We start from the raw sequence: 23,458 nt of genomic DNA on the forward strand, positions 1-23,458 counted from the left end.
GAAAGCATTGACATGAGAAGCCATAAACGAGCGGGATATTCGTGATTACGTCAGAAAACGAAAAATAAGCGGAGGCACACGGAGTTAATCGGGGTAAAAGTACGGGATACTTTTGCCGGCTTAAAAAAAAATCAGCCTGAAGCACGCGCTTTTATTTTGGCATTACCTTAAGGATAGGACTGGGCAAAAGCAACTACCGCCATCCGATTTGATTCGGGCCGCGGCTATACTGGTGGTAATGAGAAGCCGTCCTTAAAAAGCAATAACACGTTAATTTAACAGTATATTTTTTTGTTGGCATATCAGAATCGCCCCCTATTACTATTCAGGGCTGTGCGAAATATTAGTCAGAAAGCGGTATCCCTTCAGAACGATGGTGATGCCGGATTCCGGGACAGTGGAGCGGACCGCATCGGCGGCGGAGTCAAACCCGATCTGTTCGCCGGGCGGAATCTGTACGTTTTTGTCGACGATGCAGCGTTTCAAGTGCGCGCTGGCTGCGACATGCGCCCTGTCATATAAGATCGAGTCTTCGACTACGGCATTTTCATCCACCTGGACTTGAGAAGTCGGAAATTTCCGGGTTGAAGATGGCCCAGCCATCGCGCAAATGTTTTGCAGTGAGTGAGACTTGTATTGAGTCAGCACCAACACACGTCGCAATCCGGAGTGTAAACAGTTTGTCAGTGTGAAATCGATGATCCGGTAATTGCCGCCGAATGGCACAGTCGGTTTGGCTCGATCGGCAGTCAATGGATAAAGCCGCAAACCCATACCGCCGGCCAGTATGATAGCTAGAGTTTTATCGAGCATCCGGCACCTCATTAATTCAGTCGACAAGCATGAGTGAAATCATGTCATCATTGCTTTTTCTAAGTGAAGCTAGATGGAATTTAAGTGATTCTGGTTTTGCAACAACTCTTCAAGCCTGAGCAATCAGTTATTAGCCTCTCTGAAGTCGGATGGGGCAGCATACCCATAAGCGCCAACTTAAAAAAAACATCTTTAAAAATGAATAAGTAGGCGCATATTGGTGATTTTGTAATGAAACATGCCAGTCCCAGCTAAATCACAAGACATTGAGTTTGAAGAATTCCTGAAAGAATTACCCGCCGATTATCACGAAATGGCTTATGAATTCATAAGCGTTTACGCGAAGTCGAAAGATTAAAACACCTGCCCAATTATTACAAGTCGTTATGCTTTACTGCGGGTTAGACAATGCTCTTCGAGAAACAGCGGGAGTGTTCACACTCCAGGACGAACGGATTACGGATACTGCGACTCATAAGCGTTTAAAAGCGTGTGAGTCTTGGTTAAAAGCACGGCTAACAAAGTTGCTCTCCACCGTAAAAATACCTTCCTCATCGCAACGGATTTCAGTGGTTTACGGCTCATTTATACAAGGGCCTGGGGCTAAAGGTACCGATTTTCGTCTGCATTTGGCGTTAGCTTTGGTGAGCATGACGCTTCATGAAGTCCATGCGACCGGTGCCGACCAAGGCGAAAGCCTGAGGCGATGTGGTATGGCTGATCGCGGTTATAACCATCCTAACCAGTCGGAGTGTTTTAAGGTGCTTATGGAGCGCCCACGTCGTCGAGCATTGCAGACACTGCCATCCGAGGCTGCAAGCTGGCTGAAACTATCAGATAAATTGGAGTTGAGTGCCAGCGTGATTTAATATACTTAACCTTAAGTTGGCGATTATGGGGCAAATGCCCCGTCCCGCTTGAGGGATCGGCTGAAAAAGTGTCTATTATAATAATTATAAATTGGTGCATTAATGAAAAAATCAAACAAACACCGCGGGCAACGCGAAGAAGAGCAGGGCAAAATTGCCGTGGTTGTGATTCTAGGTCTTATCATAATGGCCGGATTGGCTATGATAATCAATGGTGCAGGATGAGCAAGAAACTGATTGATTCAGCCGCCATTGCTATGACAAAGGGTACGCACTGCGCACCACAACACTTTAAAACAGTCCCACACGGGACGAGGTTTGGATAAGAACGGTGGGCAGAAAAGCATTGCCCACCGGATCATCTAAGCGCGACAAGGCATTCAAGATTTTCGTTCGGGTATTAAATAGAGGAAATGACTTATTTTAACGCCCTCGCCCTGCCCTCTCCTGCAGGAAAAAGTTTTTGCGCTTCGCGCTGAATCGTCACAAATAATGAAAATATCATTAAGAAAACCAATCCTTCCGTGCTGTTTAATCGTTCTGATGACCAGCAGTAGTTGCTCATGCGCGCAAATTGCAACCCAAGCTTATCCGATCTGGGGTGAATCGATTTTCCTGCCGACTGAAGACGGAAAATCCCGACGTCATCTTCAAGTTCTTGAGCCTTCGCAACAACAATTTGCTGATGCTTGCCTGCTTATTGTGCACGGCATGAACGAACATTCCGGCCGTTACGAAGATATCGCCCGGCACTTTGCCGAGCGCTATCGGGTTGCCGGTATCGATATGACCGCTCACGGCCTGAGTAATGAAGTATTTTTAAAGGCACATCATAGCATCGCGTCAAGTGCACCCGAGTACGATGTCAGCAGCGCCTATCTTGAACAATCCCAAGTTAGGAATCTGGATACGATGCGCAGCGATATCCGGAATGCGCTGATTTATTTAACCGAACACTGTAATCGGCCCGATGGCGGCAAACTCCCCCTCTTTATTCTGTCACACAGCCTGGGTTCTCTGGTAAGCGCCTCTTATTTACTCGACGCAAAAAACGATACAGCAGCGCGTCAAATCAAAGGCATCATTTTCACCGGCCCGGCATTTTCCGGAACCAAAGTACCCGGTTGGCGTGGCTGGTTTCAAAACCCATTGATTCGCTTTACTTTTCATACTCAAGAGCATTTTCTCAACCCACACGACGAAGCGTTTCCCTTGATGTTGTTAAACCAATTTCTGGCATTACTGGCAGTCCCCTTACAGAACGGTCTGATCGAGTTTTTGTCCCTGCCGGGTATGCGCAATCTGTTTTCCCCTAGCAGCCCCGACTGGGTAGCGGATTATTTAAGCGACTGGGAGGAAGAAAAAATCCGTCATCAGAGCGACAAGTACATTATGCACCGCTCGATATTGCGCTACGTTCAAGGCGTGCAAAAAGAGATTATCCAGTTTAGAAGTAAAATGGACGGGTTCGATCTCCCTTATCTGCTCATTTACTCCGAACACGATCCGATTACCGCAGCCTGGGGTAATATTGAATTTGCCGCCGTGACGCTTGGAAAACACGCCGATAATGAAGTCATGGCATTATCCGGAGCCAGCCACCACGAACAGCTTTTTTCAGAACCCAAACGCCGAAAAGAAATTTTGCAACGAATCGATCAATGGCTCATACGGAGAATTGAGCACGCAAACTGATCCGGAACGCTTAAAACCCAAAAGGTTCGATACCGGAAAAATGCTGACAGATCAACCTCTAATCGGCAGGCCTATTGTGCAAATTTACTTGTATCCCGCGGGTATTCGCAGCCCCAAAAGTGAAATGCGGCAACATAGGTAATTGCAATCATCCTCGCACCAAGTTCTTCGTCCAGATAGAATAGACAACTTTCTCCTTAGTCATTGAGATAGTTTCTATGAAATTTAACGCCTTTTTTATCAGCCTGTGCCTGCTTGCCTCAGGCAACAGTTATGCTGCGGAAAAAACCGTCATTCGCATCGGCGTTCAGGCTTCCGGCACGGCCGCTTGGGAATTGGCGGCTTTACAGGATAATCCCCAAGCCGCTGACTTTCAATTGAAAATACAGCATTTAGCCAATGCGGAAGCGGGCAAGATTGCGTTGCAATCCGGCGCTGTCGATATGATTGTGTCGGACTGGATTTGGGTTTCCAGGCTGCGCGCTACCGGTTCCGATTTTACCTTTTACCCTTATTCGAATACCTCGGGTGCCTTGGTTGTACCGGAAAACAGCCCTATCCATTCGATAAAAGATCTCCAAGATAAACGGCTGGGAATTGCCGGAGGCGAACTGGACAAAAACTGGCTCTTGCTACAGGCCTTGGCCGGGCAAGAACAATTCGATCTGAATGCTTCGGTGGAAAAAGTCTTCGGTGCACCGCCGCTGATCACCGAGCAAATCAAGCACAACCGCGTGGATGCGGTGCTCACCTATTGGCATTTTGCGGCCAGACTTGAAGCCCAGCAGTATCGTCAGCTTATTGACGGCAAAGGGATTTTAGAAGGCTTAGGCATTATGGAAGATGTCCCTAGCCTGGGTTATGTGTTCAAGCAAAGTTGGGCCAATGAACACAAACAGGCGGTCAACCATTTTTTTAACGCCAGCAAGCATGCTAAAAATCAGCTGTGTACGGCTGATGCCGTCTGGAAAAAAATTATCCCGTTAACCCAGGCGGATGATTTGCCCACCCAGACCAAACTGCGCCAGCGTTATTGTGAAGGCAACATTGAGCATTGGGGCAAACCGGAACAGCTGGCTGCAGAGCGCATTTATACGATGCTCCGTCAGCTAAGTAACAATCAGTTAACCGGGAAATCAGAGCACCTGCAACCCGGTACTTTCTGGTCCATTAAATAAAGGATTCGGTTTGATTAGCCTTAAAAATCTTTTACCGACCCTGTCATTACTGGCTTTTTTAGTCATCTGGCAGGGTTTGGCTGTTTATTTAGACAGCAACACCTTGCCGACGCCCGAAGCAGTCGCCAAGGTTTTCTGGCAAGCCTGCGTATCGGGACAGCTGCCTTTTCACTTGGGCGTCACCCTGCTGCGACTGGTGATCAGTTTTGCGATTGCGATGTTGCTCGGTTGCGCTATCGGTATCGTACTGGGGCGCAGTAAAAAACTCGATGCGTTCTTCGACAACTGGCTGGTAATCTTCTTAAATGTCCCGGCTCTGGTCACCATTATCTTGTGCTATGTCTGGTTCGGCCTGATTGAATCGGCGGCGATACTCGCGGTGGTGATCAACAAACTGCCCAATGTCATTGTTACGATCCGGGAAGGCACACGCATGCTGGATCAGGACTTACTGGACATGGCGCGCTGTTACCGTTTCGGCAAACGTAAAACCCTGACTCACGTTATCTGGCCGCAACTGCATCCGTTTGTGATGGGCGCAACCCGTTCCGGTCTGGCCTTGATCTGGAAAATCATTCTGGTGGTCGAGTTATTAGGCCGCAGCAACGGCATGGGCTATCAATTGCATTTGTTCTTTCAACTGTTCGATGTCGCCGGCATACTGGCTTATACCATCGCTTTTGTTGCGGTCATTCAGCTGATAGAACTGCTGATTTTAAAACCTCTGGACAAAAAAGCCCTACGGTGGCGCAAATGACCGACATCCAAATCCAAATCGACAACAAAACCTATCAGGCGGCGGCCGATCCCAGTATCGTCGACCTTAAACTGTCGCTAACTTCGGAGGAATTTATTTGTCTGGTCGGCCCGTCCGGCTGCGGCAAAACCACGCTGTTAAATATTATTGCCGGCCTGGATAATGATTACGAAGGCGATATTCTAGTGGGCCAGCAACACACCTCCCCCAAGATCGGTTACGTTTTCCAGAATCCGCGCCTGTTGCCTTGGCGTACGGTCAGGGAAAATATTGAGCTGGCAGTGGATAAGCATCAAGCTCCCGATGTGATTGATGTGATGCTTGAGGCGATGCAATTAACCGCAGCGCAGCATAGTTATCCAGAACATCTGTCACTGGGCATGAGTCGCCGGGTCGCGATCATCAGGGCATTTGCTATTGATCCCGAGGTGTTGCTGATGGATGAGCCGTTTGTGTCGCTGGATGCGCCGACCGCCAGGCAAGTCAGGGAGCTGTTGCTGAATCTATGGCAACAACGTCCGCATACGATTTTATTTGTCACTCATGATCTGCGCGAGGCCATCGCCTTGGCTGATCGACTGATATTTTTATCGGCAGCGCCGATGCAGGTCGTTAGCGAAATCGTCGTACCTATCCCCCGAAGTGAGCGCGGCAATGAGCTGGCTATTGAATCATTCAGGCAGCTATTACTGAAAAATCATCCCGAAATAAAGCAACTTTTGTGATCACTTTCCGGCTCGAAAAACAGTTGCAGCCTCGGCCAAAATACCCGATACTCTTGAATCGTCAAGCCTTGTTAGAGTTACTTCTGCCGGGCTTACTGCACAAACTACCCAGGTTAAATCATATGAAAAAAACAATTATCTTAGGATTGACGACCGCTGTTATTGCGTTGGCGTCATTAACGGCTTCAGCCGGAAGCGATGCCCAATACCCGGCGGCAAATTTTCAACCTAAAGTCATCTATCTCGATAAAGACTCCGTCAAACCTTCAACTAAATGTCCAGCCCAAAAAACCGCCGAAAAGGAAATCGAATTTGACGCTAAATACCCGGCGGCCAATTTTCAGCCTAAAGTCATTTACCCGCAATCCTAAACTGGCTATTCGACGAGTAGAAAATAGCCAAGAGTGAAAAGCGATTTTTTCTCCTTTCACTCTTAGCCTTCATATTTAGAGATAATTAAACAACGATAATTTATTGACTTGGGCAAAAGCCTGTTGTCCGGCTTGCAAAGCTATAGATTGCAATTGAAACTTGCTGATCGCATCGGCATAATCGAGATCTTGAGTTTCAGAAAGCGTTGTCGTGGTATCCAATACAAATTTTTCATTTTGGGATTCTTGATTGTCCAAAGCATTCAGCCTCGTTCCGACACTGGTTCTTGCCTGCAAAAAACTGTCCAGGGCCGCATCAAGATCGGTTAAAACATCGCCCAGTTGACTTTGAAAGATTTGCGCGTCAACCCCTGTACTGGTTTGACTATCAGTAAAACCGGCGTCCGTTAAAAATGTGCCTGAAGCGGGGGTGCTATTAGTAATAGTTATGCTGGAAGTCGAGCCTGTGGCTACCGAAACAAACTCGATTTTATTGCCGTTGCTTCGCGCTTGCATAGTCGCAGAAACGGGTACAGCGGCGGCTGCAAGTTGGTTATTAACTTCGGTGACAATATCTTCGACACCTGCAAACGAATCACTCAAGCTTATCGTTGTTGTAACCCCACCGTCAGTCAAGTCAAATGTAGTTGGGGCGGCAGAATAATCCAAGCCGTAGCGCAAAAACCGGTCGCCGGTGATTTCGCCGGGAGTGGCAGTAAAAGTGTCACTCAAGCCATCAGACAGCGCCTTTAGCGTATTGAAAATACTACGAATTTTAGTAGGATTGCCATTCTGATCAACAGCTTGATCAGCCGCCGGACTGCTCGACGTTATATTTTCAAATACATTAAAGCCTAAATCGCCATCAGCAACCTGCCGGGTAGAGCCGATTTGCAAAGCTCGCTGTTGTGTTCCGCCTTGATACACATATTCGCCTGTTGTCGGGTGTTTGGCAAAGGCAGGCACCGTCGAAAGATCGCCGGAAAAAATAAATTCACCATTGGCGTTTTTGGTATTGGCAACACCGGCCATTTCTTCAATCAGCTGATCCACTTCAAACTTGATCGATAGCCTGTCGCTGCTGTTTAGACTAGTGTTCATGCCTTGAATAGTCAGTTCTTTGACGCGAAACATAATATTATTTGCCGTTTCCAGAGCGGATTCCTCAAGGTTCAACCGTCCGCGAACCGTGGCAATATTACTTTGATACTGATTGGTTTTTGCAATCGTTCCTTCCAAATCCAAAACTCTTACCGCTGCCGCCGGGTCTTCAGCAGGCGTAGACACTTTAAGTCCGGAGCTTAATTGCTGCTGCACCTTGGCCAATTGATTTTGCTGACTACTCATTGCGTTAACACTAAGCTGTTGCGCCCAAGCCGTTGAAATTCTCATCGCTATCGCTCCTATCTCACTGCGCCTAATAAGGTATCGAATAAGGATCTGGCTACTGAAATGGCTTGCGCCGATGCCTGATAAGCCTGTTGAAATTTTATCAAGTTGGCCGCCTCTTCATCCAGGTTCACACCGGCCAGACTCTCCCTATCTCCCTTGGCCTGATTTAATAATATTTCCTGTCCGGAAGCACCCAGTTTAGCGGCCCGCGTCAACGTTCCGACACCGGAAACCACTTCATTATAAGCACTATTAAATGTGGCGGTTCCGCCTAACATGCCCAATTTATTAGCCAGATTTGCCAGTTGCAAGGCATTTCTATTATCACCGGGCATCGCGCCGTTGATAATAACGGGATTGCCAAATCCGTCCACCACCGGCAATTTAGTCACCGGGTCAACTTCTATATTGGTGGCTGCCGCTATTTTTCTCGGGTCATCAATATTGACTCCAAGTTTTTGGGCCGCATTGAACGTCGGCCTGATTAGAAATTGATCGTCATCCGATATAGTTTTACCCCCACTCAAATCAACGGTTATATCAATGCCCGGCAAAGCAGTTGCACCCGACAAGGTGAAAATATTCGTACCTAGCCCTGTCTCAGTAGCCGTCAGATTAATCACCTGATTATCCCGAGCTCTGGTCAGGGTGTAATCAGTTCCGCTAACATACTCCAAGCGAAAATCGCTAAAATCCAGATTCCCTGCCGCCGATGGATTGCTATTAATGCCCTGAAAATTAGCGGTAACGATTGCATTACCGGCATTCTGGGAGCTTTTAATAACCGGAATATCATCACCGGAAAAGCTAAATAAGGCCTCTCCTGCTTTACCGCTCAAATCAAAACCCTTTTCATGCAGCGCATTAATCTCCATGGCCAAACCGGCAGCAACCCGACCGAGTTTTTGCTGCGCCGGATCCAGCACTTCATCCCGGAAGCGCAATGAACCCGCCAAAGAACCGCCACTGATCTGATTGGTGATTTCCGTGACACTATTCCTTGTTACCAGCCCGATTTCCAACCGGTTTGGATCGAATGTAGACTGCATCGTGGTGAATGTTGAGGTTCCGCCGCCAAGCACTAATGACTGCCCATTGCCAATAAAAATACTGGAGGTGCCGTCTTGCTGCGGCAGTACAGACACATTGACGATTGCGGATAACTTTGCAATCAAAGCGTCCTGCTGGTCGAGCAAGTCATTGGGCTGTTTCAGAGCTTGCGATTTACCAATGCCTTCGGTGATCTGTACATTAAGGTTAGCTATCGCCGTAGCGTAGGAATTAATGTCGTTCACCATGGCAATCATGTCGTTATTGTTCTGCGTGCGTATCTCTTCAAAACGGCCGCTCATGGTGTTGAAACTTTGCGTCAAAATTTCGGCTTCAGACAACATCACCTGCCTGGCAGGCACCGATGAAGGATCATCCGCCACTTCATTGATGGCATTGAAAAAACGGTTCATCGCCGGCGCTATCCCGGTATCGGGGTCTGCCATGATATTATCGACGTTAGTGGCAAGCCGGTGATAACGGTCGACATCGCCAAATGCCGAAAGACTGGAACTCAATTGCTTATTAATAAACTGGTCATAACTGCGCGTAATATTGGTGACGTTTACGCCCTGACCGATATAGCCATCGCCGGTAAACATTGCAGGATTAGTGCCTTGCTGCACTCGTTGACGGCTATAACCCTCCGTGTTTGCATTGGAAATATTGTGTTGTACAGTCTCCAATGAGCGTTGAGCCGCCATCAAGCCTGATAATGATGTTGCTAATAATCCGCTCATGAGTGCGTCCTTTTCCGAGAGTTAACTGCCAAACTTAATCTGTTCATTAGTTCATTGCCACGATGACATCAGGCTCAAATCCGGCCATGGTATTGCCTTGATAGATGTTCATGACCTTGGCGGCATATTTCGGATCGGTGGCATAACCCGCCCGTTGTAATTCATGCATATAGTGTTCCGCATTGCCTGCTTTTTTTAAGGCATCGCCATAACGTGGATTGCTTTTTATAAAATCGACATAATCCCTAAAGCTTTCCTCGTAGGAATCGTAGGATCTGAATCCGGCATTCACTTTTCTAGCAATACCCTGATCAAACTCCAGCGTAGACACTTGCGCCTGTTTGCCCTGCCAGGATTTATCGGCTTTAATATTAAACAAATTAAAACTGTTATCGCCATGACTGTTTTTTATTACCGAGCGTCCCCAGCCGCTTTCCAGCGCGGCTTGCGCCAAAAGAACCTTGGGTTCAACACCCAATTCTCTGGCGGCCTGGACGGCTAGGGGATGCAGGCGACTGACAAACTCATCTGCTGACTGTATCGGCAAGACGTGACCAGTCTTTAATCCGCTCATAGACTGCATCGGCAATTCAGTCGCCGCCTCAAGTGGGCTTCTATCCTGAACATAAGGAGTAACCGTCACTTGACCGTCTTTAAAGCTGACGACAGGGCTGTCGGTTTTACCACTTACCAGCCGGTTAACGGCGTGAGCCTGTTCAGAACCGCTAGGTGATATTCCCCCTGATCTATTCAGGGCATCTTCCGTATCCTGCTTCTGATGTTTTGGTTCATCGTGGCTCAATTGCTTAACGATCAAGTCGGCCAGACCAACGCCGGGAGAACCCGACAAATGGACGGCCAACTGCTGATCATACATATCGTTATAAAATTTGCTTTGATCGTTATCCATGGCGCCATCGGCCAGCTTGGCTTGACGCATACTTTTCAGCACATTATTGAGAAAAATGGACTCGAATTGCTTGGCAACTTCCTTCAACGCTTCCGGCGACTCTTTTCGGGCCTCGCCTTTTAATTTAGCCAAGCCATTAAAGTCGGTATAAACATCGGCATTTTGTACCTTTAACATAACAACCCCCGCGTAAGGTGGATTCGCAATAGAGACTGTGAAAGAATCCGATATAGAAGATTAATAGCAATCCGCCACGGTCAACGGTGGATTGCCTTACGGCAAATCCACCCTACAAATTTAAATAACAATTAACTCAGCATGCAAGGAGCCGGCTGATTTCAGCGCTTCAAGAATAGCCACCAAATCACTGGGTGCGGCACCTATCTTGTTGACCGCCTGGACAATTTCATCCAGGGAGACGCCGGGATTAAACACAAACATGTGATTTTTTTCCTCTTCAATCTTGAGATTAGATTGCGGTGTAACTGCCGTTTGACCGCCGGAGAATGCATTGGGCTGACTGACCTGAGGAGTTTCACTGATAGTCACTATCAAACTGCCATGAGACACCGCCGCCGGCTGCACCCTGACCTTACCGTTAATAACGACAGTCCCGGTGCGGGAATTAACAATGATACGCGCCGGTGCATCATCCGGAATCACCATCATATTCTCGACCACCGACGCAAAGGTCACTTTTTGATTGGGATCCACCGGCGCACTAACCCTGACAGAAGTCGCATCAAGCGCCTTTGCGGTATTAGCGCCCAATATTTTGTTAATGGACTCCGCCATCCGATTGGCGGTGGTAAAATCCGAGGTATGTAAATTAAACACCAATGCATCGCCTTCAGAAAAAGAGGTGTTGACGGTACGCTCAACAGTCGCTCCATTGGGAATACGGCCCACATTGGGATTATTGACGGTAATGCTTGAACCGTCCTGGCCTGAAGCACTCAGGCCGCTGACAATCAAACTACCCTGAGCAATGGCATAAACCTGTCCATCTGCGCCTTTCAAAGGACTCATTAACAAGGTCCCGCCTCGCAGGCTTTTTGCATCACCCAATGAAGACACGGTGACGTCAATCGCTTGACCCGGTTTGGCAAATGCCGGCAGTTCCGCCTGAATAGAAACCGCTGCAATATTTTTTGATTTAGGATCAATGCCGGGAGGCAAGGTCAGCCCAAGACGCGCCAGCATGCTGCGTAAGCTTTGTCCGGTAAAAGTCGTTTTATCACCGGATTTATCCAGACCGACAACCAGACCGTAACCGACCAACTGATTGCTGCGTACACCCTCAATGGAGGCGATATCCTTGATCCGTTCGGCATAAACCGGCCCGCTGATGACACTGCCTAGTAGGAGCAGTAAAACAAAGCTTTTACGTGTTGTGTTCATATCAAAATCCTTCTTAGAAGGGGAACCAGGGGCTGTTAAGAATCCTTGCCATCCAGCCCATTTTACTGGCATCGGCCATGGCACCCTCGCCTACATACATAATAGTGACATCGGCCACTTTATCCGAGGTGATAATATTGGCTGAATTGATATCGACCGGCCTGACGATGCCGGATAACCGGATGAATTCATCGCCCTGATTTAAGGTGACTCTTTTCTCGCCCCGGACGCTTAAATTGCCGTTGGGTAACAGCTCGACAACCGTAACGGAAATATTGCCGATTAAGCTGTTGCTTTGATCGGCAGCGCCCTTCCCGGTAAATTCCTTTGCTGACGCCAGCGTGGTTCTAACATCCTGCCCGGTCAAGGCAGATGCCGCAATGCCAAACATTGAGGGAACCTCGGCTGACATTGAGGTATCTTTTTGCGTTTTAAGATCGTCAGCCTTTTTTGCCTGGGTTTTCTCCAAGAGAGTAATCGTCAGAATATCCCCGACCCTTTTTGCTGTGTGATCTTCAAACAGGCGCATATCGTAACCGGCCTGATAGATCGATCCGCTGCTTTGTACCGGCGGTCTTAAGTCGGCTGGCGCAACCGGAGCAAAGGCAGGATCCCTTGACGGTATGAAGGTACAAGCCTCTAGCAGCGACAGCGTGACGGCAACGATGCTTAAGGAAAAGCTAGGTTTTTTAGTCATCATCCCGTCACCCCTGGCTTATAATTGTTGCGTCACAAAGGACAGCATCTGATCGGTGGTTGAAATCGCCTTGGAGTTCATCTCATAAGCCCGTTGCGTTTCAATCATATTGACCAGTTCCTCAACGACATTGACATTGGAAGTTTCCAATGCGCCTTGAGTCAACGTCCCGTATTCTGCTTCCCCCGGCGTTCCCACTATCGGCGCGCCGCTGGCGGCAGATTCCCGATAAAGGTTTTCGCCAATTGCCTCCAACCCGGTAGGATTGATGAAATTGGCGGTCTGTATTTGGCCCAACACGCTCGGTGCAGCAACCCCCGGTTGCAAAACGGATACCGTACCGTCAGTGCCGATAGTGACGCTCAGCGCATCTTGAGGCACGGTAATCGCAGGATTCAACGTTAACCCGCCTGAAGTAACCAACTGCCCCGTGGCGTCTAATTTGAACGAACCATCGCGGGTATAATTGGTATCGCCGTTAGGCATTAATATTTGCAGGAACCCCCGGCCATTTATTGCCACATCCAGCGAATTTTCCGTCGGCTGAACATTGCCCTGCGTATGCAGTTTTTCGGTGGCAACCGTTCTTACACCGGTTCCTAACTGCAAACCCGTCGGCAGTTGGGTATTTTGCGTGGATTGCCCGCCGACCTGACGGATATTCTGATACATCAGGTCTTCAAAAACAGCTCGGCCTCTTTTAAACCCGGTGGTATTTACGTTCGCCAAGTTATTGGAAATAACCGCCATTCTTGTTTGCTGGGCATCCAGACCGGATTTAGCCACCCATAATGCGCGTTCTGTCATGATAATCTCCTCAGTGCCAATTTATTGTCTTACTTAAAATATAAAGCATGATCCGTGCCATTTTATTTGGCCGCCTAAAACCCAATTCGCCACGCAAAAAAAAGCCGAGTTAAACTCGGCTTTTGTGAAAATAAATTCTGCTCTATCGTTCCCACGCCGGAGCGTGGGAACGATACAATTTGCAAATTTGGGCTTATCCTAGCCCATTTGCATCAGCTTGGCACCCACTGCCGAGTTTTCATCGACACTCTTCATCACCTTCGTTTGCAGCTCGAAATTTCTTGCCAGCTCAATCATATCGACCATCGCGCTAATCGCATTCACATTACTGCCTTCCAAAACGCCTTGTGCCAGTCTGACATCAGCACTGGCTACCACCGGCTTGCCATCTTTGGCATGCAGCAAACTATCAGTAGATTTTTCCAGGTTGTCCGTCTCTATCTTAACCATTTTGATCCGACCAACCTCCACCTGTGTAGTCGCGTTACCCGAACCCAATGGAATAATGCTGATCGTACCGTCACTGCCTATGGTCAGCTTTTCTGCCGGCTGAATGGTGATAGGCCCATCCTCTCCCAGTACTTGCAAACCCGCTCCGGTCTGCAATAAACCCTCGGGGGTAACGCGCAGATCACCGGCGCGCGTATAAGCCTCTTTACCATCAGTCCCCTGAACGGCAAAATAACCCTCACCGTTAATAGCCACATCCAAATCGCCGCCGGTCGTTTGCATCGCGCCGGTGGAAAGATCGACCCCTGGCTTTTCATTCATCGCATAAACCCGGGTAGGAAAGCTGGCACCCAGCACAGGCCTACTACGGAACTGCTCCAAATCGGATTTAAATCCGGTAGTCTGGGCATTCGCCAAATTATTGGCATTTACCGTTTGCGCCATGAGCGTCTGCTTGGCGCCGCTCATGGCAATATATAAACTACGATCCATAACGGTTCTCCTTTAGCTTAAAACCAGATATAAGCAAACATTACTCCAGTAAATTACGCATTCAGAATAGTTTGTATCAAGGTTTTTTCGGTGGTGATGGTTTGAGAGTTAGCCTGATAAGCCTGCTGTGCAATAATTAACTTAACCAGCTGCTCGGACAAATCCACATTGGAACCTTCCAAGGCTGACGATTGAATCCCGCCAAAATTATTATCGCCGGCAGCACCGTAAATAGGCGAACCGGAACTTGATGTCTGAGCCCAGGATGTGTCCCCCAATTTAGCCAAGGATTGATTGCTTTGAAACCGCGCCAATGCCACCTGCCCTAAAGCCTTGGATCCGCCATTGCTGTATCTTGCAAACACCACCCCGGTGGCATCCACATCAATGCCGGTCAGATTACCGGCCGGTAAGCCATCCTGATTTAAGCCATTAACGCTAAAAGGCGTGGCGAACTGGGTAGTGCCGAAAAAATCCAGATCAAAGGCCATCGGATCGACACTGATATTAGGATCAATGTCCGATAAATCGATAGCCCCAAAATCCACCTTGGTCGCGGCAACGGTATTAACGGTATCGAGCACCCCTGTCGAAGTAAAAGCCAACTTCATTGGCGTTCCGGGAGTATTAACTGGCGTAATCACTGTCGATGGCCCCGCTGCTACCGACGGAGGACCAGGATCAGCAGGTGTTCCCGCTGTAATACCATAATCATCGAGAAACAGATAAGCATCCCATTCGTTAGCCGTCGTTGTTTTCACATAATAGGTTGATGCGATATGCGCGTTACCCTGGATATCATAAGTAGTGACCGATGTCGTATTGTTATAGGACAAAGGGTCGGTAGGATCAAACGCTGCCGTTGGCGGCACAGCGGCAGCCGCGTTGATATTCAGTTTCATATTGATATTTTCGGTAGCGTTGGGCAAGCCCTGGGCGGTATCAATCGTCAGCGGCCTAAAAACTCCGACACTAAAACCCTCCGCTGCGCTAGTGCCGTTAGCGGCAAAAGCCAATAAAAACTGGCCCTTATCATTAACCACGTTACCTGAGCTGTCTAACTGAAAAGCGCCATTACGGGTATAGGCGCTGGGTACCGAAGGGTCCACGGGGGCATTCGGGTTATTTTTGTCAGGAAGATTCACCGTATCCGCCAATACAAAAAAACCATTGCCGCTGACCGCAAGATCAAGACTGTTTTGAGTGGACTCGATATTGCCCTGATTAAATTGCTGCGCCACTTCGGTGACCTTTACACCCGAACCCGGCTGAGTCTTACTGACGCCACCGATACTGGAAGCATAGACATCGGCAAATTCCGCGCGTGATTCCTTAAAACCGGTGGTTTGCGAATTGGCAATATTATTACCGGTCACCTGTAAGTTTGTTGATGCGGCTTTTAAGCCGCTTAATGCTGTTGCAAAACCCATGTTACACCCCCAATCCTAAAGAATTTGTTTGATCTGATTAAAAGCAACACTGTCCAATCCGGTCAGATTAATTTTCATTCCCGTAGTGCCGCTAGCCATGCTGACACTGTCAACCCGCGAATTAATATCTGTCTCCAACACGCTATTTTTTCCATCAATATAGGCCGTTGCTTCAATTTTATAGACGCCGGGATTGGCCATAACGCCGTTTGAATTCAGGCCATCCCAGATAAAAGGTATTTTTCCCGCGCTATGACTACCCATATCCACATCTTGTACCAGCTCTCCGCTGGCAGCGTTGATTACTTTGACCTTAATATTGGTTGCGCTGTCTGTTAAATTAATATTACCGGATATATCCCCCCCGACTTTCAATAAGCCCTGCGTCCCGGGCGCAGACACGTATCGTCCCACCAAGCTGGTTGCCTGCAAGGCCTGACTGGAGTTGATTGAACCGGCAAAATCACCAAATGACTTTTGCAAATCCTGGATACCTGACACTGTCCCGAACTGCGCTATTTGCGTCAAGAAATCACCGTTTTCCATCGGCTTCGTAGGGTCTTGATGGGTCATCTGCGTGGTCATTAACTTTAAAAACTGATCCTGTCCTAATGAGGTTTTTTTAGGTGTTGCCGCCGTCTCTGGTTTGGGCGTAACGGTTAAGTTGCTGTATGGATTTACTGCGCCTTGAATAGCCATCGTTATCTCCTTACTGTCCCATTTTTAAGGTCTGAAGCATCATCTGCTTTGCCGTATTCAACACTTCGACATTATTTTGGTAAGAGCGTGATGCCGACATCATATTGGCCATTTCTTCGACCGTATTCACATTCGATTTAAAGATATAGCCGTCTTTATCAGCCATAGGATGACTCGGGGAATACTCCATAACAGGAGCCTCTTGACTCTCGATCACGCCCAGCACATTGACCTGACTGGTGGCATTATGCTTATTCATCGCATTATGTAATTCAGCGGCAAACACCGGCTGCCTGGATTTGTATGCCTCAGCCGCACTGCTGCTGACACTGTTCGCATTGGATATATTGCTGGCGACCAGATTCAGCCTTAACGACTGAGCATTCATGCCGCTGCCGGCAATATCGAATATACTTAAAGCAGTCATGATTATTGTCCTCTCAAAGCGGCCATCAGACCGGAAAACTTACCATTAATAAACTGTAGGCTAGCCTGATATTGCACCGCATTTTCAGCGTATTTAGCCTGTTCAACATGCGCTTCAACGGTATTACCATCTAATGACACCTGACTGGGGTTCCGATACATGACATTAGCGCCAAATACTTGTTGCTGCGGTGTAATATGCCCGGCATGGGTACGCTCCATGCTTACGCCCGAAGCCAAGCTTTGTTTTAAAACTGACTTGAAATCCAGATCACGGGCTTTAAAGTTGGGCGTATCTGCATTGGCTAAATTAGCCGCCAGTATCTCACCCCGTTTTTCTCGAACAGCCAGGGCCTTAGGTTCAATGCCAAGCGCTGTGTCAAAATTAATAGCCATGATAGTTGCCTCACTGATTACTGATACAAAAACAAAAGCACAGCATATGCCAAAAATACATAAACCAATTAAAATCAATTAGCTATGGTTTTTTAAAATTATTTGCCACTACTCGGCAACTGATTAGGATTAGAATACCTTTAAATAATCCGGCAAAAAGTAGCCGCTAATAAATAACCAGCCAATTAATCGACTTGCAGACCAAGCAACATGTCAATAAATTGACCACTACCTAACAAACAGCCTAATTTTAATCATGCCTAGTCACTTGACCACGTCACAAAACAAAGCGCTACAATGATAAAAAACGCCCCACTCTTTTTGGCATTAAGCTTTATTTTTTTCGCCCCGGCCCATGCGGAACAAGGTTCGCAATCTCACGAATCTATTGCCGAGGTCGTTAACGGTTATATTGCACAAAATATCAACCTCCCGGGAGAATACGAAGTCAGTCTAGTTCCATTGGACAGTCGCTTAAATTTACCTCAATGCATCGATCCGCTGGAGGCATACACAACCAACAATCTCATTAAGGCAGGCAGGTCGACTATCGGCGTACGCTGTAACACAGGAAAAAAATGGTCGATTTTCACTTCTGCGATCATCAAGACTTATCAAATGGTCGTCGTCCTATCTCACCCGATACAACGCGGTGACATCATAACCCTGCAACATATTGCTATCGAAAAAAGAGAAGTGTCTAGCCTCAGAGAAGATTTTGCCACTCAACTGGAACAAGTTGAAAACAAACAGGTCACACGCCAACTTAATAGCGGAACCATTCTCAGCCTGAGAAACCTTGCCGAACCCAAGCTTATCAAAAGAGGGGATAAAGTTGTTATCAGCTCAACAAAACCGAATTTTTCTATCAAGATGAGTGGGGTAGCGATGATGGACGGCACTAAAGGACAACTCATCAGGATTAAAAACCAGAACTCAGGACGTCTCATTAATGCAACCGTTATCGAGCCTGGATTAGTCTCTGTTAATGACTAAACACACACAGAAAATCGTTAAAGTTTTTTACCGCCCTGCCGATATAAATTTCAAATGAAAAAATTATTAAGGAATTTATCATGGCTATCGAGATAAACGGCAGAATGAACAGCCCGGTGCCGCTCAAAACGATCCCAAAAGCTGGAGTCGATGGTGAGCAAAAAGCTGCTGTTACCCCCACAAAAAAAGACGACAGCGTTGCACTTACGAACGCAACGCAAGAAATAAAAAAAGCCTTGGGCTCATCTTCTGCCTCACCCGTAGATATTGTCAAGGTCAACTCCATCAAAAAAGCGCTTGCTGACGGAAGCTATAAAGTAGATGCTGAAAAAGTTGCCAAGAAATTGATCCAACTTGAGAAATTAATGCCCCAAGAAAATAGCACATAGCCATGATACAAAAAACATTCCCCATTACCGAACAACTCATCCTTAATGCACTACAATTGGCGCAGCAGCTTCATCAGGAACTCAGTCGGGAGCTTGATGCCTTAAAAAAAACTCAGCAAGCTGAATTGATTAGCACTATCGCAGCCAATAAAAAGCAATTGGTTGTGCAACTGGAGCAGTTCAACGCACAGCTAGCTCAAGTCTTGGCAACCGAAAAGCTGCCTAATGATCAAAAAAGTATCAGTGAATATTTTAACCGGGCTGAAACTGCTGGCCTGCAAACCGCCGAATCTATCAGCAACTGGGCACAGCTAATGCTGGTCTGCGCAGAATGCAGAAGATTGAATGAGCAAAACGGTGCCGGTATTGATCTTTTATCTCGCCACACCAAGCGCTCACTGGATATTTTAAAAGGCAAGCCGGAATTTGCAAATACTTACGGTTCCGATGGCTCAGCCAAAAGCGACCGGTATTCCCGTACCTTGATTTCGGTATAATCACTTAGCCCGCACAGGGTGATACTCGAAAATCATTTAAAGAACAACGGCCCCTGTACTCAGTTACCCTTATTTTATTCAAATAAACCTTTTCCATCACCATAGACCCTGTTTCGACTTATTGGTGGATAGTGCACAGAACCAATGAATTAAATACCCATCTATGGTAGAATTCAATTTGTGTTTGCCCCGATAGCTCAGCTGGATAGAGCGGTCCCCTCCTAAGGGACAGGCCGGTGGTTCAAATCCGCCTCGGGGCACCATTCATATCAACAACTTACAACACGCCTACCCGCGACAAGATATTCCACCTCTATCAAAAACGCCAATATTACCACAATCAACTTAAGCACCGTTCATTGCCGCGTTTTTTTAAATAAGCCCCCTACACTGTTTTCACCAAGCTGTAAGACCTTTTGTCAACAGCAACCTTTTATTGAGACTCTAAAAATATGCCATTTACCACCCTCGGTTTATCTGATCCACTGTTGCGCGCCATTGCTGATGCCGGCTATACCACGCCGTCCCCCATCCAGTCACAAGCCATTCCAGCCGTTTTAGGCGGTCATGATGTGTTGGCCGCCGCACAGACTGGAACCGGTAAAACAGCAGGATTCACCTTACCCATCCTGCACCGCTTATCACAAAAATCCTACGGCAATAACCGGCCGGTCAGGGTATTGATCCTGACCCCAACCAGAGAACTTGCGGCGCAAATAGGCGAATCGGTCAACAAGTATGGAGCGCATCTGCATCCCCGTTTAAAATCCGAAGTCGTTTTTGGCGGGGTAAAAATCAACCCGCAGATGATGAGATTAAGAGGTGGCGTAGATATACTGGTGGCCACGCCTGGTCGGCTTTTAGACCTAGTCAGTCAGAATGCGGTAAAACTTGATCAAGTAGAAACACTGATACTCGACGAAGCCGACCGCATGCTCGATATGGGCTTTATTCGGGATATTCGTAAAATTGTCGCCTTCCTGCCGAAAAAACGCCAAAACCTGCTATTTTCGGCGACTTTTTCCGAAGATATACGCAAACTGACGACAGGGCTTCTGGTCAATCCGATAAAAATCGAAGTCGCTGCGCGTAACACCGCTGCAGAACTGGTTGACCAAGTCGCTTATCTGGTTAATAAAGCCAACAAAACCGAACTGCTCTGTCACCTGATAAAAGAAAATAATTGGCAACAGGTTTTGGTATTCACTACGACCAAACATGGCGCGAATCGACTTACCGAAAAACTCAACAAAGTTGACATTAAGGCAGCCGCCATACATGGCAACAAAAGCCAGGGCGCCAGAACCAGTGCATTATCAGGCTTTAAAGCCGGTGAAATCAGAGTGCTGGTGGCGACCGATGTGGCAGCTCGCGGCATTGATATCAACCTGCTGCCGCATGTAGTCAATTTTGAACTGCCCAGAGCGCCGGAAGATTACGTCCATAGAATTGGTCGTACCGGACGTGCGGGCGAAGAAGGTCAAGCCATATCACTGGTATCCCATGATGAATACAGCTTCTTGCGTCTGGTTGAAAAACTGATCGGTAAAGAGATTAAACGCGAACAAATTACCGGCTTTGAAGCCTCCGCAGTGGCCCCGCCGATGCCTCCAGAGGAACCGCGCGGCCCACGTCCGACCAGAAACTCAAATCAAGCGCGCAAGCCGGCCGGTGGCAATCAGTCCAGAAATAAGCCCCGGACAAGAAGCGCTTAGGTTGTCGAGTTACTTCGCGACAGCCGGACGAGTGACTGTTGCCCCGTCCGAAACGTTTCGTGCTGACTGTCCCTTGCCGTATCACTCAGGCTAGCAAAACGTTAAGAACGGGGTTGCAAAACCCGTCCCGCTTAGGACATACCGTTAAAAGGGCGACCGGCAGGTCGCCCTTTCGCTTATCCCCACTGGGACTTACGAACGTTAAAATTGCGCCCCTTTATTTTGCCGCTTCTCAAACAAGCCAGGGCCTTATCAACACTGCCATGCTTGATAGCCACGTAAGCATGGGCATCAAAAATATCGATTTTACCGACTTCACTGCCTGCAATCCCTGCGTCTCCGGTTAAAGCACCGAGTATATCCCCCGGACGCACTTTATTTTTTCGCCCGCCGTCTATCCACAAGGTCACCATCGGCGGCTCAAAGCGCGGCTCATGGCTCATCTGAAAAGGTGCCACTTCGTCCCACTTAACGGGAATAGCTTGATACTCCTCAATCGCTTTAACCCGGTTTAATTCCTGTTCCGTACATAAGCTGAGCGCCAAGCCCTTGTTACCGGCGCGGCCGGTACGCCCAATCCGGTGTACGTAAATTTCAGGATCCCAAGGCAATTCGTAATTGATCACCGCCTGCATATCCTTAATATCCAGCCCTCGCGCGGCCACATCGGTCGCCACCAGAACAGAGCAGCTCTTATTGGCAAAGCGCACCAATACCTGATCCCGATGCTTTTGCTCCAGATCGCCATGCAAGGCCTGAACCGAAAAACCGCTGTTTTCAAGCGAACTTGCCACATCCTGACAATCCCGTTTGGTATTGCAAAAGACCACGGCTGATTCGGGCCGATAGTAAGATAAAAGATAACCCAGCGCGCTGATTCTTTTCGACTTTTCTACCTGATAAAAACGCTGTTCAATATCGCTGTCCTGGTGACTGCTCTCAATACTGACGGAAACCGGCTTAAACTGGAATTTCTGGCTTATTTCCCGAATAGGATCGGTATACGTCGCTGAAAACAGCAAGGTTTGCCGGTGCGTCGGTGCGTAGGAAATCACGTCGGTAATAGCCTCTTCAAAGCCCATATCCAGCATCCGGTCTGCCTCATCCAGCACAAGCACCTTTAGATTGCTCAATCGTAAGCTGCGCTTGCGCAGATGTTCCTGCAACCGGCCCGGCGTGCCGACAACCACATGTACACCATGCTCCAAGGAACCCAGCTGCGGCCCGAAAGGCACGCCGCCGCACAAGGTCAATACCTTAATATTTTGCGTGAATCGCGCTAAGCGCCGAATCTCCTTGCCGACCTGATCCGCAAGTTCCCGTGTCGGGCAAACAACCATCGCCTGAACTCTAAAACTGTTCAGATCCAACTTGGACAACAGACCAATACCAAATGCAGCAGTTTTACCACTGCCGGTTTTAGCCTGCGCAATCACATCCCTGCCCTCAAGAATATGCGGCAGGCTCTCCGCCTGTATCGGCGTTAATTGGGTATATCCCAGGGATTCGATGTTTTCAAGCAGGGCGGGTTTTAAAGCTAGGGATGAAAATTTGGCAGTACTCACTAAGGACTCTTTATGTTGACGTAAATGGCGGCGAAGTGCCGTAATTCAATCGCTTATGATACCAGATACTGGAAATTTAAGCCGGACAAGGTTAATTTTTCAGCATCCATCATTAGCCGCAATACTGAATTGACGTTTCCACATTGAAGGGGTATCAGCGATTAAAATCCTCATCCGACTTGAAATCTTATGCGGGCAAAAAAAGCGCTGCTCACCCTACTTTTTCGACACATCAACAAAGCCATGCACGCCGCGCTTGGACTTAACGGCCAGCCAGTCTTTCAATTGCTTTAATTCTTCCGTTTCTTCCAAGTCATCCAGGCTTTGTTTGTTCTTTAACAGGCGAAATGCCGCCGACAGCACCTTATAGCGCTCTCCGGTAATTCCTGCACGTCTTAATCCTACGGTGTTTAACTTATAATGCCGCGCGGGACGCCCGCCAATCAGCATAAAGGGAATAACATCCATATTAAGACCGGTTGTGCCTTGCACTATCGCAAACGAACCGATCCGGCAAAACTGATGCGCAACCACTGCCCCGCCGATAAAAACATTATTGCCGACCTCAACATGTCCGCCAATCGCGACATTATTGGCGAATATAGTGTTATTTCCGATTATGCTGTCATGCGCGACATGGCTGTTGTTCATAAAGAAACAACCCGAGCCAATGTGCGTTTCGGCATGTTCTTTGGAGGCTCGATGTGCAGTAAAACCCTCTCTAAAAACGTTATTATCGCCACAAATAAGCCAGGAAACCGTTTCGGCTTTAAATCCGGTATCTTGCGGCAATCCGCCCAATACCGCATGCGGATGTAAAATATTGCCATTGCCCATTTTTACATGACTGTGCACCACCGCATGAGCGCCTACCTGGCAGTTAGCACCCATTTGAGCACCGGTCTCAATAACGGCAAAAGGCCCTACCGTCACATTGTCTCCCAGCGACACATCCGGTGCTATGTAAGCGGTCGGGTGAATATTTTGAGCCATCTTAG

General features: G+C 47.9%; 25 protein-coding genes and 1 tRNA gene. 12 read left to right on the plus strand and 14 right to left on the minus strand.

The genetic code is table 11. From position 1 onward, the window contains the following. Window positions 1–321 precede the first annotated feature (321 nt). On the minus strand, window positions 322–813 hold the full coding sequence (locus RW114_RS01755) for a sugar phosphate nucleotidyltransferase (protein ID WP_340121002.1): 492 nt from the start codon (window positions 811–813) through the stop codon (window positions 322–324). Between the two features lie 431 nt (window positions 814–1,244). Between RW114_RS01755 and RW114_RS01760 the strand changes: the two genes are divergently transcribed. From RW114_RS01760 to RW114_RS01790, 7 genes are all read left to right on the plus strand, one after another. Further along, entirely contained in the window at window positions 1,245–1,682 is a 438-nt protein-coding gene (locus RW114_RS01760; protein WP_340121003.1) for a hypothetical protein, read from the plus strand. A gap of 102 nt (window positions 1,683–1,784) precedes the next feature. After that, a complete protein-coding gene (locus RW114_RS01765; protein WP_340121004.1) occupies window positions 1,785–1,907 on the plus strand; it encodes a hypothetical protein in 123 nt (40 codons plus the stop codon). 318 nt (window positions 1,908–2,225) lie between these two features. Further along, window positions 2,226–3,377 (plus strand): alpha/beta fold hydrolase, encoded by a 1,152-nt coding sequence (locus tag RW114_RS01770; protein ID WP_340121005.1) that lies wholly within the window; start codon window positions 2,226–2,228, stop codon window positions 3,375–3,377. Between the two features lie 218 nt (window positions 3,378–3,595). After that, complete coding sequence (locus RW114_RS01775; RefSeq protein WP_340121006.1) at window positions 3,596–4,555, plus strand: ABC transporter substrate-binding protein; 960 nt, start codon at window positions 3,596–3,598, stop codon at window positions 4,553–4,555. A gap of 10 nt (window positions 4,556–4,565) precedes the next feature. Further along, window positions 4,566–5,312, plus strand: a complete 747-nt coding sequence (locus RW114_RS01780) for an ABC transporter permease (protein ID WP_340121007.1) — start codon at window positions 4,566–4,568, stop codon at window positions 5,310–5,312. Then, on the plus strand, window positions 5,309–6,037 hold the full coding sequence (locus RW114_RS01785; protein WP_340121008.1) for an ABC transporter ATP-binding protein: 729 nt from the start codon (window positions 5,309–5,311) through the stop codon (window positions 6,035–6,037). Before RW114_RS01780 ends, RW114_RS01785 begins: the two co-directional genes overlap by 4 nt. Window positions 6,038–6,159: 122 nt before the next feature. Beyond that, on the plus strand, window positions 6,160–6,408 hold the full coding sequence (locus RW114_RS01790) for a hypothetical protein (RefSeq protein WP_340121009.1): 249 nt from the start codon (window positions 6,160–6,162) through the stop codon (window positions 6,406–6,408). 75 nt (window positions 6,409–6,483) lie between these two features. Here RW114_RS01790 and flgL read toward each other — a convergent pair whose 3' ends face one another. From flgL to flgB, 11 genes are all read right to left on the minus strand, one after another. Beyond that, window positions 6,484–7,800 (minus strand): flagellar hook-associated protein FlgL, encoded by a 1,317-nt coding sequence (gene flgL, locus RW114_RS01795; protein ID WP_340121010.1) that lies wholly within the window; start codon window positions 7,798–7,800, stop codon window positions 6,484–6,486. Between the two features lie 11 nt (window positions 7,801–7,811). Continuing rightward, the gene (gene flgK / locus RW114_RS01800) at window positions 7,812–9,590 is read right to left on the minus strand and encodes a flagellar hook-associated protein FlgK (RefSeq protein WP_340121011.1); all 1,779 of its coding nucleotides are present in this window, start codon (window positions 9,588–9,590) and stop codon (window positions 7,812–7,814) included. Between the two features lie 46 nt (window positions 9,591–9,636). Beyond that, a complete protein-coding gene (flgJ, locus tag RW114_RS01805) occupies window positions 9,637–10,677 on the minus strand; it encodes a flagellar assembly peptidoglycan hydrolase FlgJ (RefSeq protein ID WP_340121012.1) in 1,041 nt (346 codons plus the stop codon). Between the two features lie 120 nt (window positions 10,678–10,797). Beyond that, the gene (locus RW114_RS01810; protein ID WP_340121013.1) at window positions 10,798–11,901 is read right to left on the minus strand and encodes a flagellar basal body P-ring protein FlgI; all 1,104 of its coding nucleotides are present in this window, start codon (window positions 11,899–11,901) and stop codon (window positions 10,798–10,800) included. A 13-nt stretch (window positions 11,902–11,914) separates the two neighbouring features. Further along, on the minus strand, window positions 11,915–12,598 hold the full coding sequence (locus tag RW114_RS01815) for a flagellar basal body L-ring protein FlgH (protein WP_340121014.1): 684 nt from the start codon (window positions 12,596–12,598) through the stop codon (window positions 11,915–11,917). A gap of 18 nt (window positions 12,599–12,616) precedes the next feature. Beyond that, entirely contained in the window at window positions 12,617–13,405 is a 789-nt protein-coding gene (gene flgG, locus RW114_RS01820; protein ID WP_340121015.1) for a flagellar basal-body rod protein FlgG, read from the minus strand. A gap of 198 nt (window positions 13,406–13,603) precedes the next feature. After that, complete coding sequence (gene flgF / locus RW114_RS01825) at window positions 13,604–14,347, minus strand: flagellar basal-body rod protein FlgF (RefSeq protein ID WP_340121016.1); 744 nt, start codon at window positions 14,345–14,347, stop codon at window positions 13,604–13,606. 53 nt (window positions 14,348–14,400) lie between these two features. Beyond that, window positions 14,401–15,777, minus strand: coding sequence for a flagellar hook protein FlgE (gene flgE / locus RW114_RS01830; RefSeq protein ID WP_340121017.1), 1,377 nt, complete (start codon window positions 15,775–15,777; stop codon window positions 14,401–14,403). A 15-nt stretch (window positions 15,778–15,792) separates the two neighbouring features. Next, window positions 15,793–16,476, minus strand: coding sequence for a flagellar hook assembly protein FlgD (locus RW114_RS01835; protein ID WP_340121018.1), 684 nt, complete (start codon window positions 16,474–16,476; stop codon window positions 15,793–15,795). Between the two features lie 10 nt (window positions 16,477–16,486). Beyond that, window positions 16,487–16,903 (minus strand): flagellar basal body rod protein FlgC, encoded by a 417-nt coding sequence (flgC, locus tag RW114_RS01840; protein WP_340121019.1) that lies wholly within the window; start codon window positions 16,901–16,903, stop codon window positions 16,487–16,489. 2 nt (window positions 16,904–16,905) lie between these two features. Further along, on the minus strand, window positions 16,906–17,298 hold the full coding sequence (gene flgB, locus RW114_RS01845; protein ID WP_340121020.1) for a flagellar basal body rod protein FlgB: 393 nt from the start codon (window positions 17,296–17,298) through the stop codon (window positions 16,906–16,908). 297 nt (window positions 17,299–17,595) lie between these two features. Here flgB and flgA point away from each other — a divergent pair, with 297 nt between their 5' ends. The 5 genes from flgA to RW114_RS01870 all read left to right on the plus strand — a co-directional run bounded on the left by flgA (window position 17,596) and on the right by RW114_RS01870 (window position 20,895). Continuing rightward, on the plus strand, window positions 17,596–18,294 hold the full coding sequence (gene flgA / locus RW114_RS01850) for a flagellar basal body P-ring formation chaperone FlgA (RefSeq protein ID WP_340121021.1): 699 nt from the start codon (window positions 17,596–17,598) through the stop codon (window positions 18,292–18,294). A gap of 80 nt (window positions 18,295–18,374) precedes the next feature. After that, window positions 18,375–18,683, plus strand: a complete 309-nt coding sequence (flgM, locus tag RW114_RS01855) for a flagellar biosynthesis anti-sigma factor FlgM (protein ID WP_340121022.1) — start codon at window positions 18,375–18,377, stop codon at window positions 18,681–18,683. Window positions 18,684–18,685: 2 nt separating this feature from the next. Then, window positions 18,686–19,180 (plus strand): flagella synthesis protein FlgN, encoded by a 495-nt coding sequence (locus RW114_RS01860; protein ID WP_340121023.1) that lies wholly within the window; start codon window positions 18,686–18,688, stop codon window positions 19,178–19,180. 186 nt (window positions 19,181–19,366) lie between these two features. Beyond that, window positions 19,367–19,443, plus strand: a tRNA-Arg gene (locus RW114_RS01865). A 189-nt stretch (window positions 19,444–19,632) separates the two neighbouring features. Next, window positions 19,633–20,895: a DEAD/DEAH box helicase gene (locus RW114_RS01870; protein ID WP_340121024.1), complete on the plus strand. Its 1,263-nt coding sequence runs from the start codon at window positions 19,633–19,635 to the stop codon at window positions 20,893–20,895. Window positions 20,896–21,071: 176 nt separating this feature from the next. Here RW114_RS01870 and dbpA read toward each other — a convergent pair whose 3' ends face one another. Next, the gene (gene dbpA, locus RW114_RS01875; protein WP_340121025.1) at window positions 21,072–22,460 is read right to left on the minus strand and encodes an ATP-dependent RNA helicase DbpA; all 1,389 of its coding nucleotides are present in this window, start codon (window positions 22,458–22,460) and stop codon (window positions 21,072–21,074) included. 216 nt (window positions 22,461–22,676) lie between these two features. Then, on the minus strand, window positions 22,677–23,453 hold the full coding sequence (gene lpxA, locus RW114_RS01880; RefSeq protein ID WP_340121026.1) for an acyl-ACP--UDP-N-acetylglucosamine O-acyltransferase: 777 nt from the start codon (window positions 23,451–23,453) through the stop codon (window positions 22,677–22,679). Window positions 23,454–23,458 lie beyond the last annotated feature (5 nt).

Origin of the sequence: Methylobacter svalbardensis (genome assembly GCF_037671525.1) — a bacterium.
GTDB lineage: Bacteria > Pseudomonadota > Gammaproteobacteria > Methylococcales > Methylomonadaceae > Methylobacter_A > Methylobacter_A svalbardensis.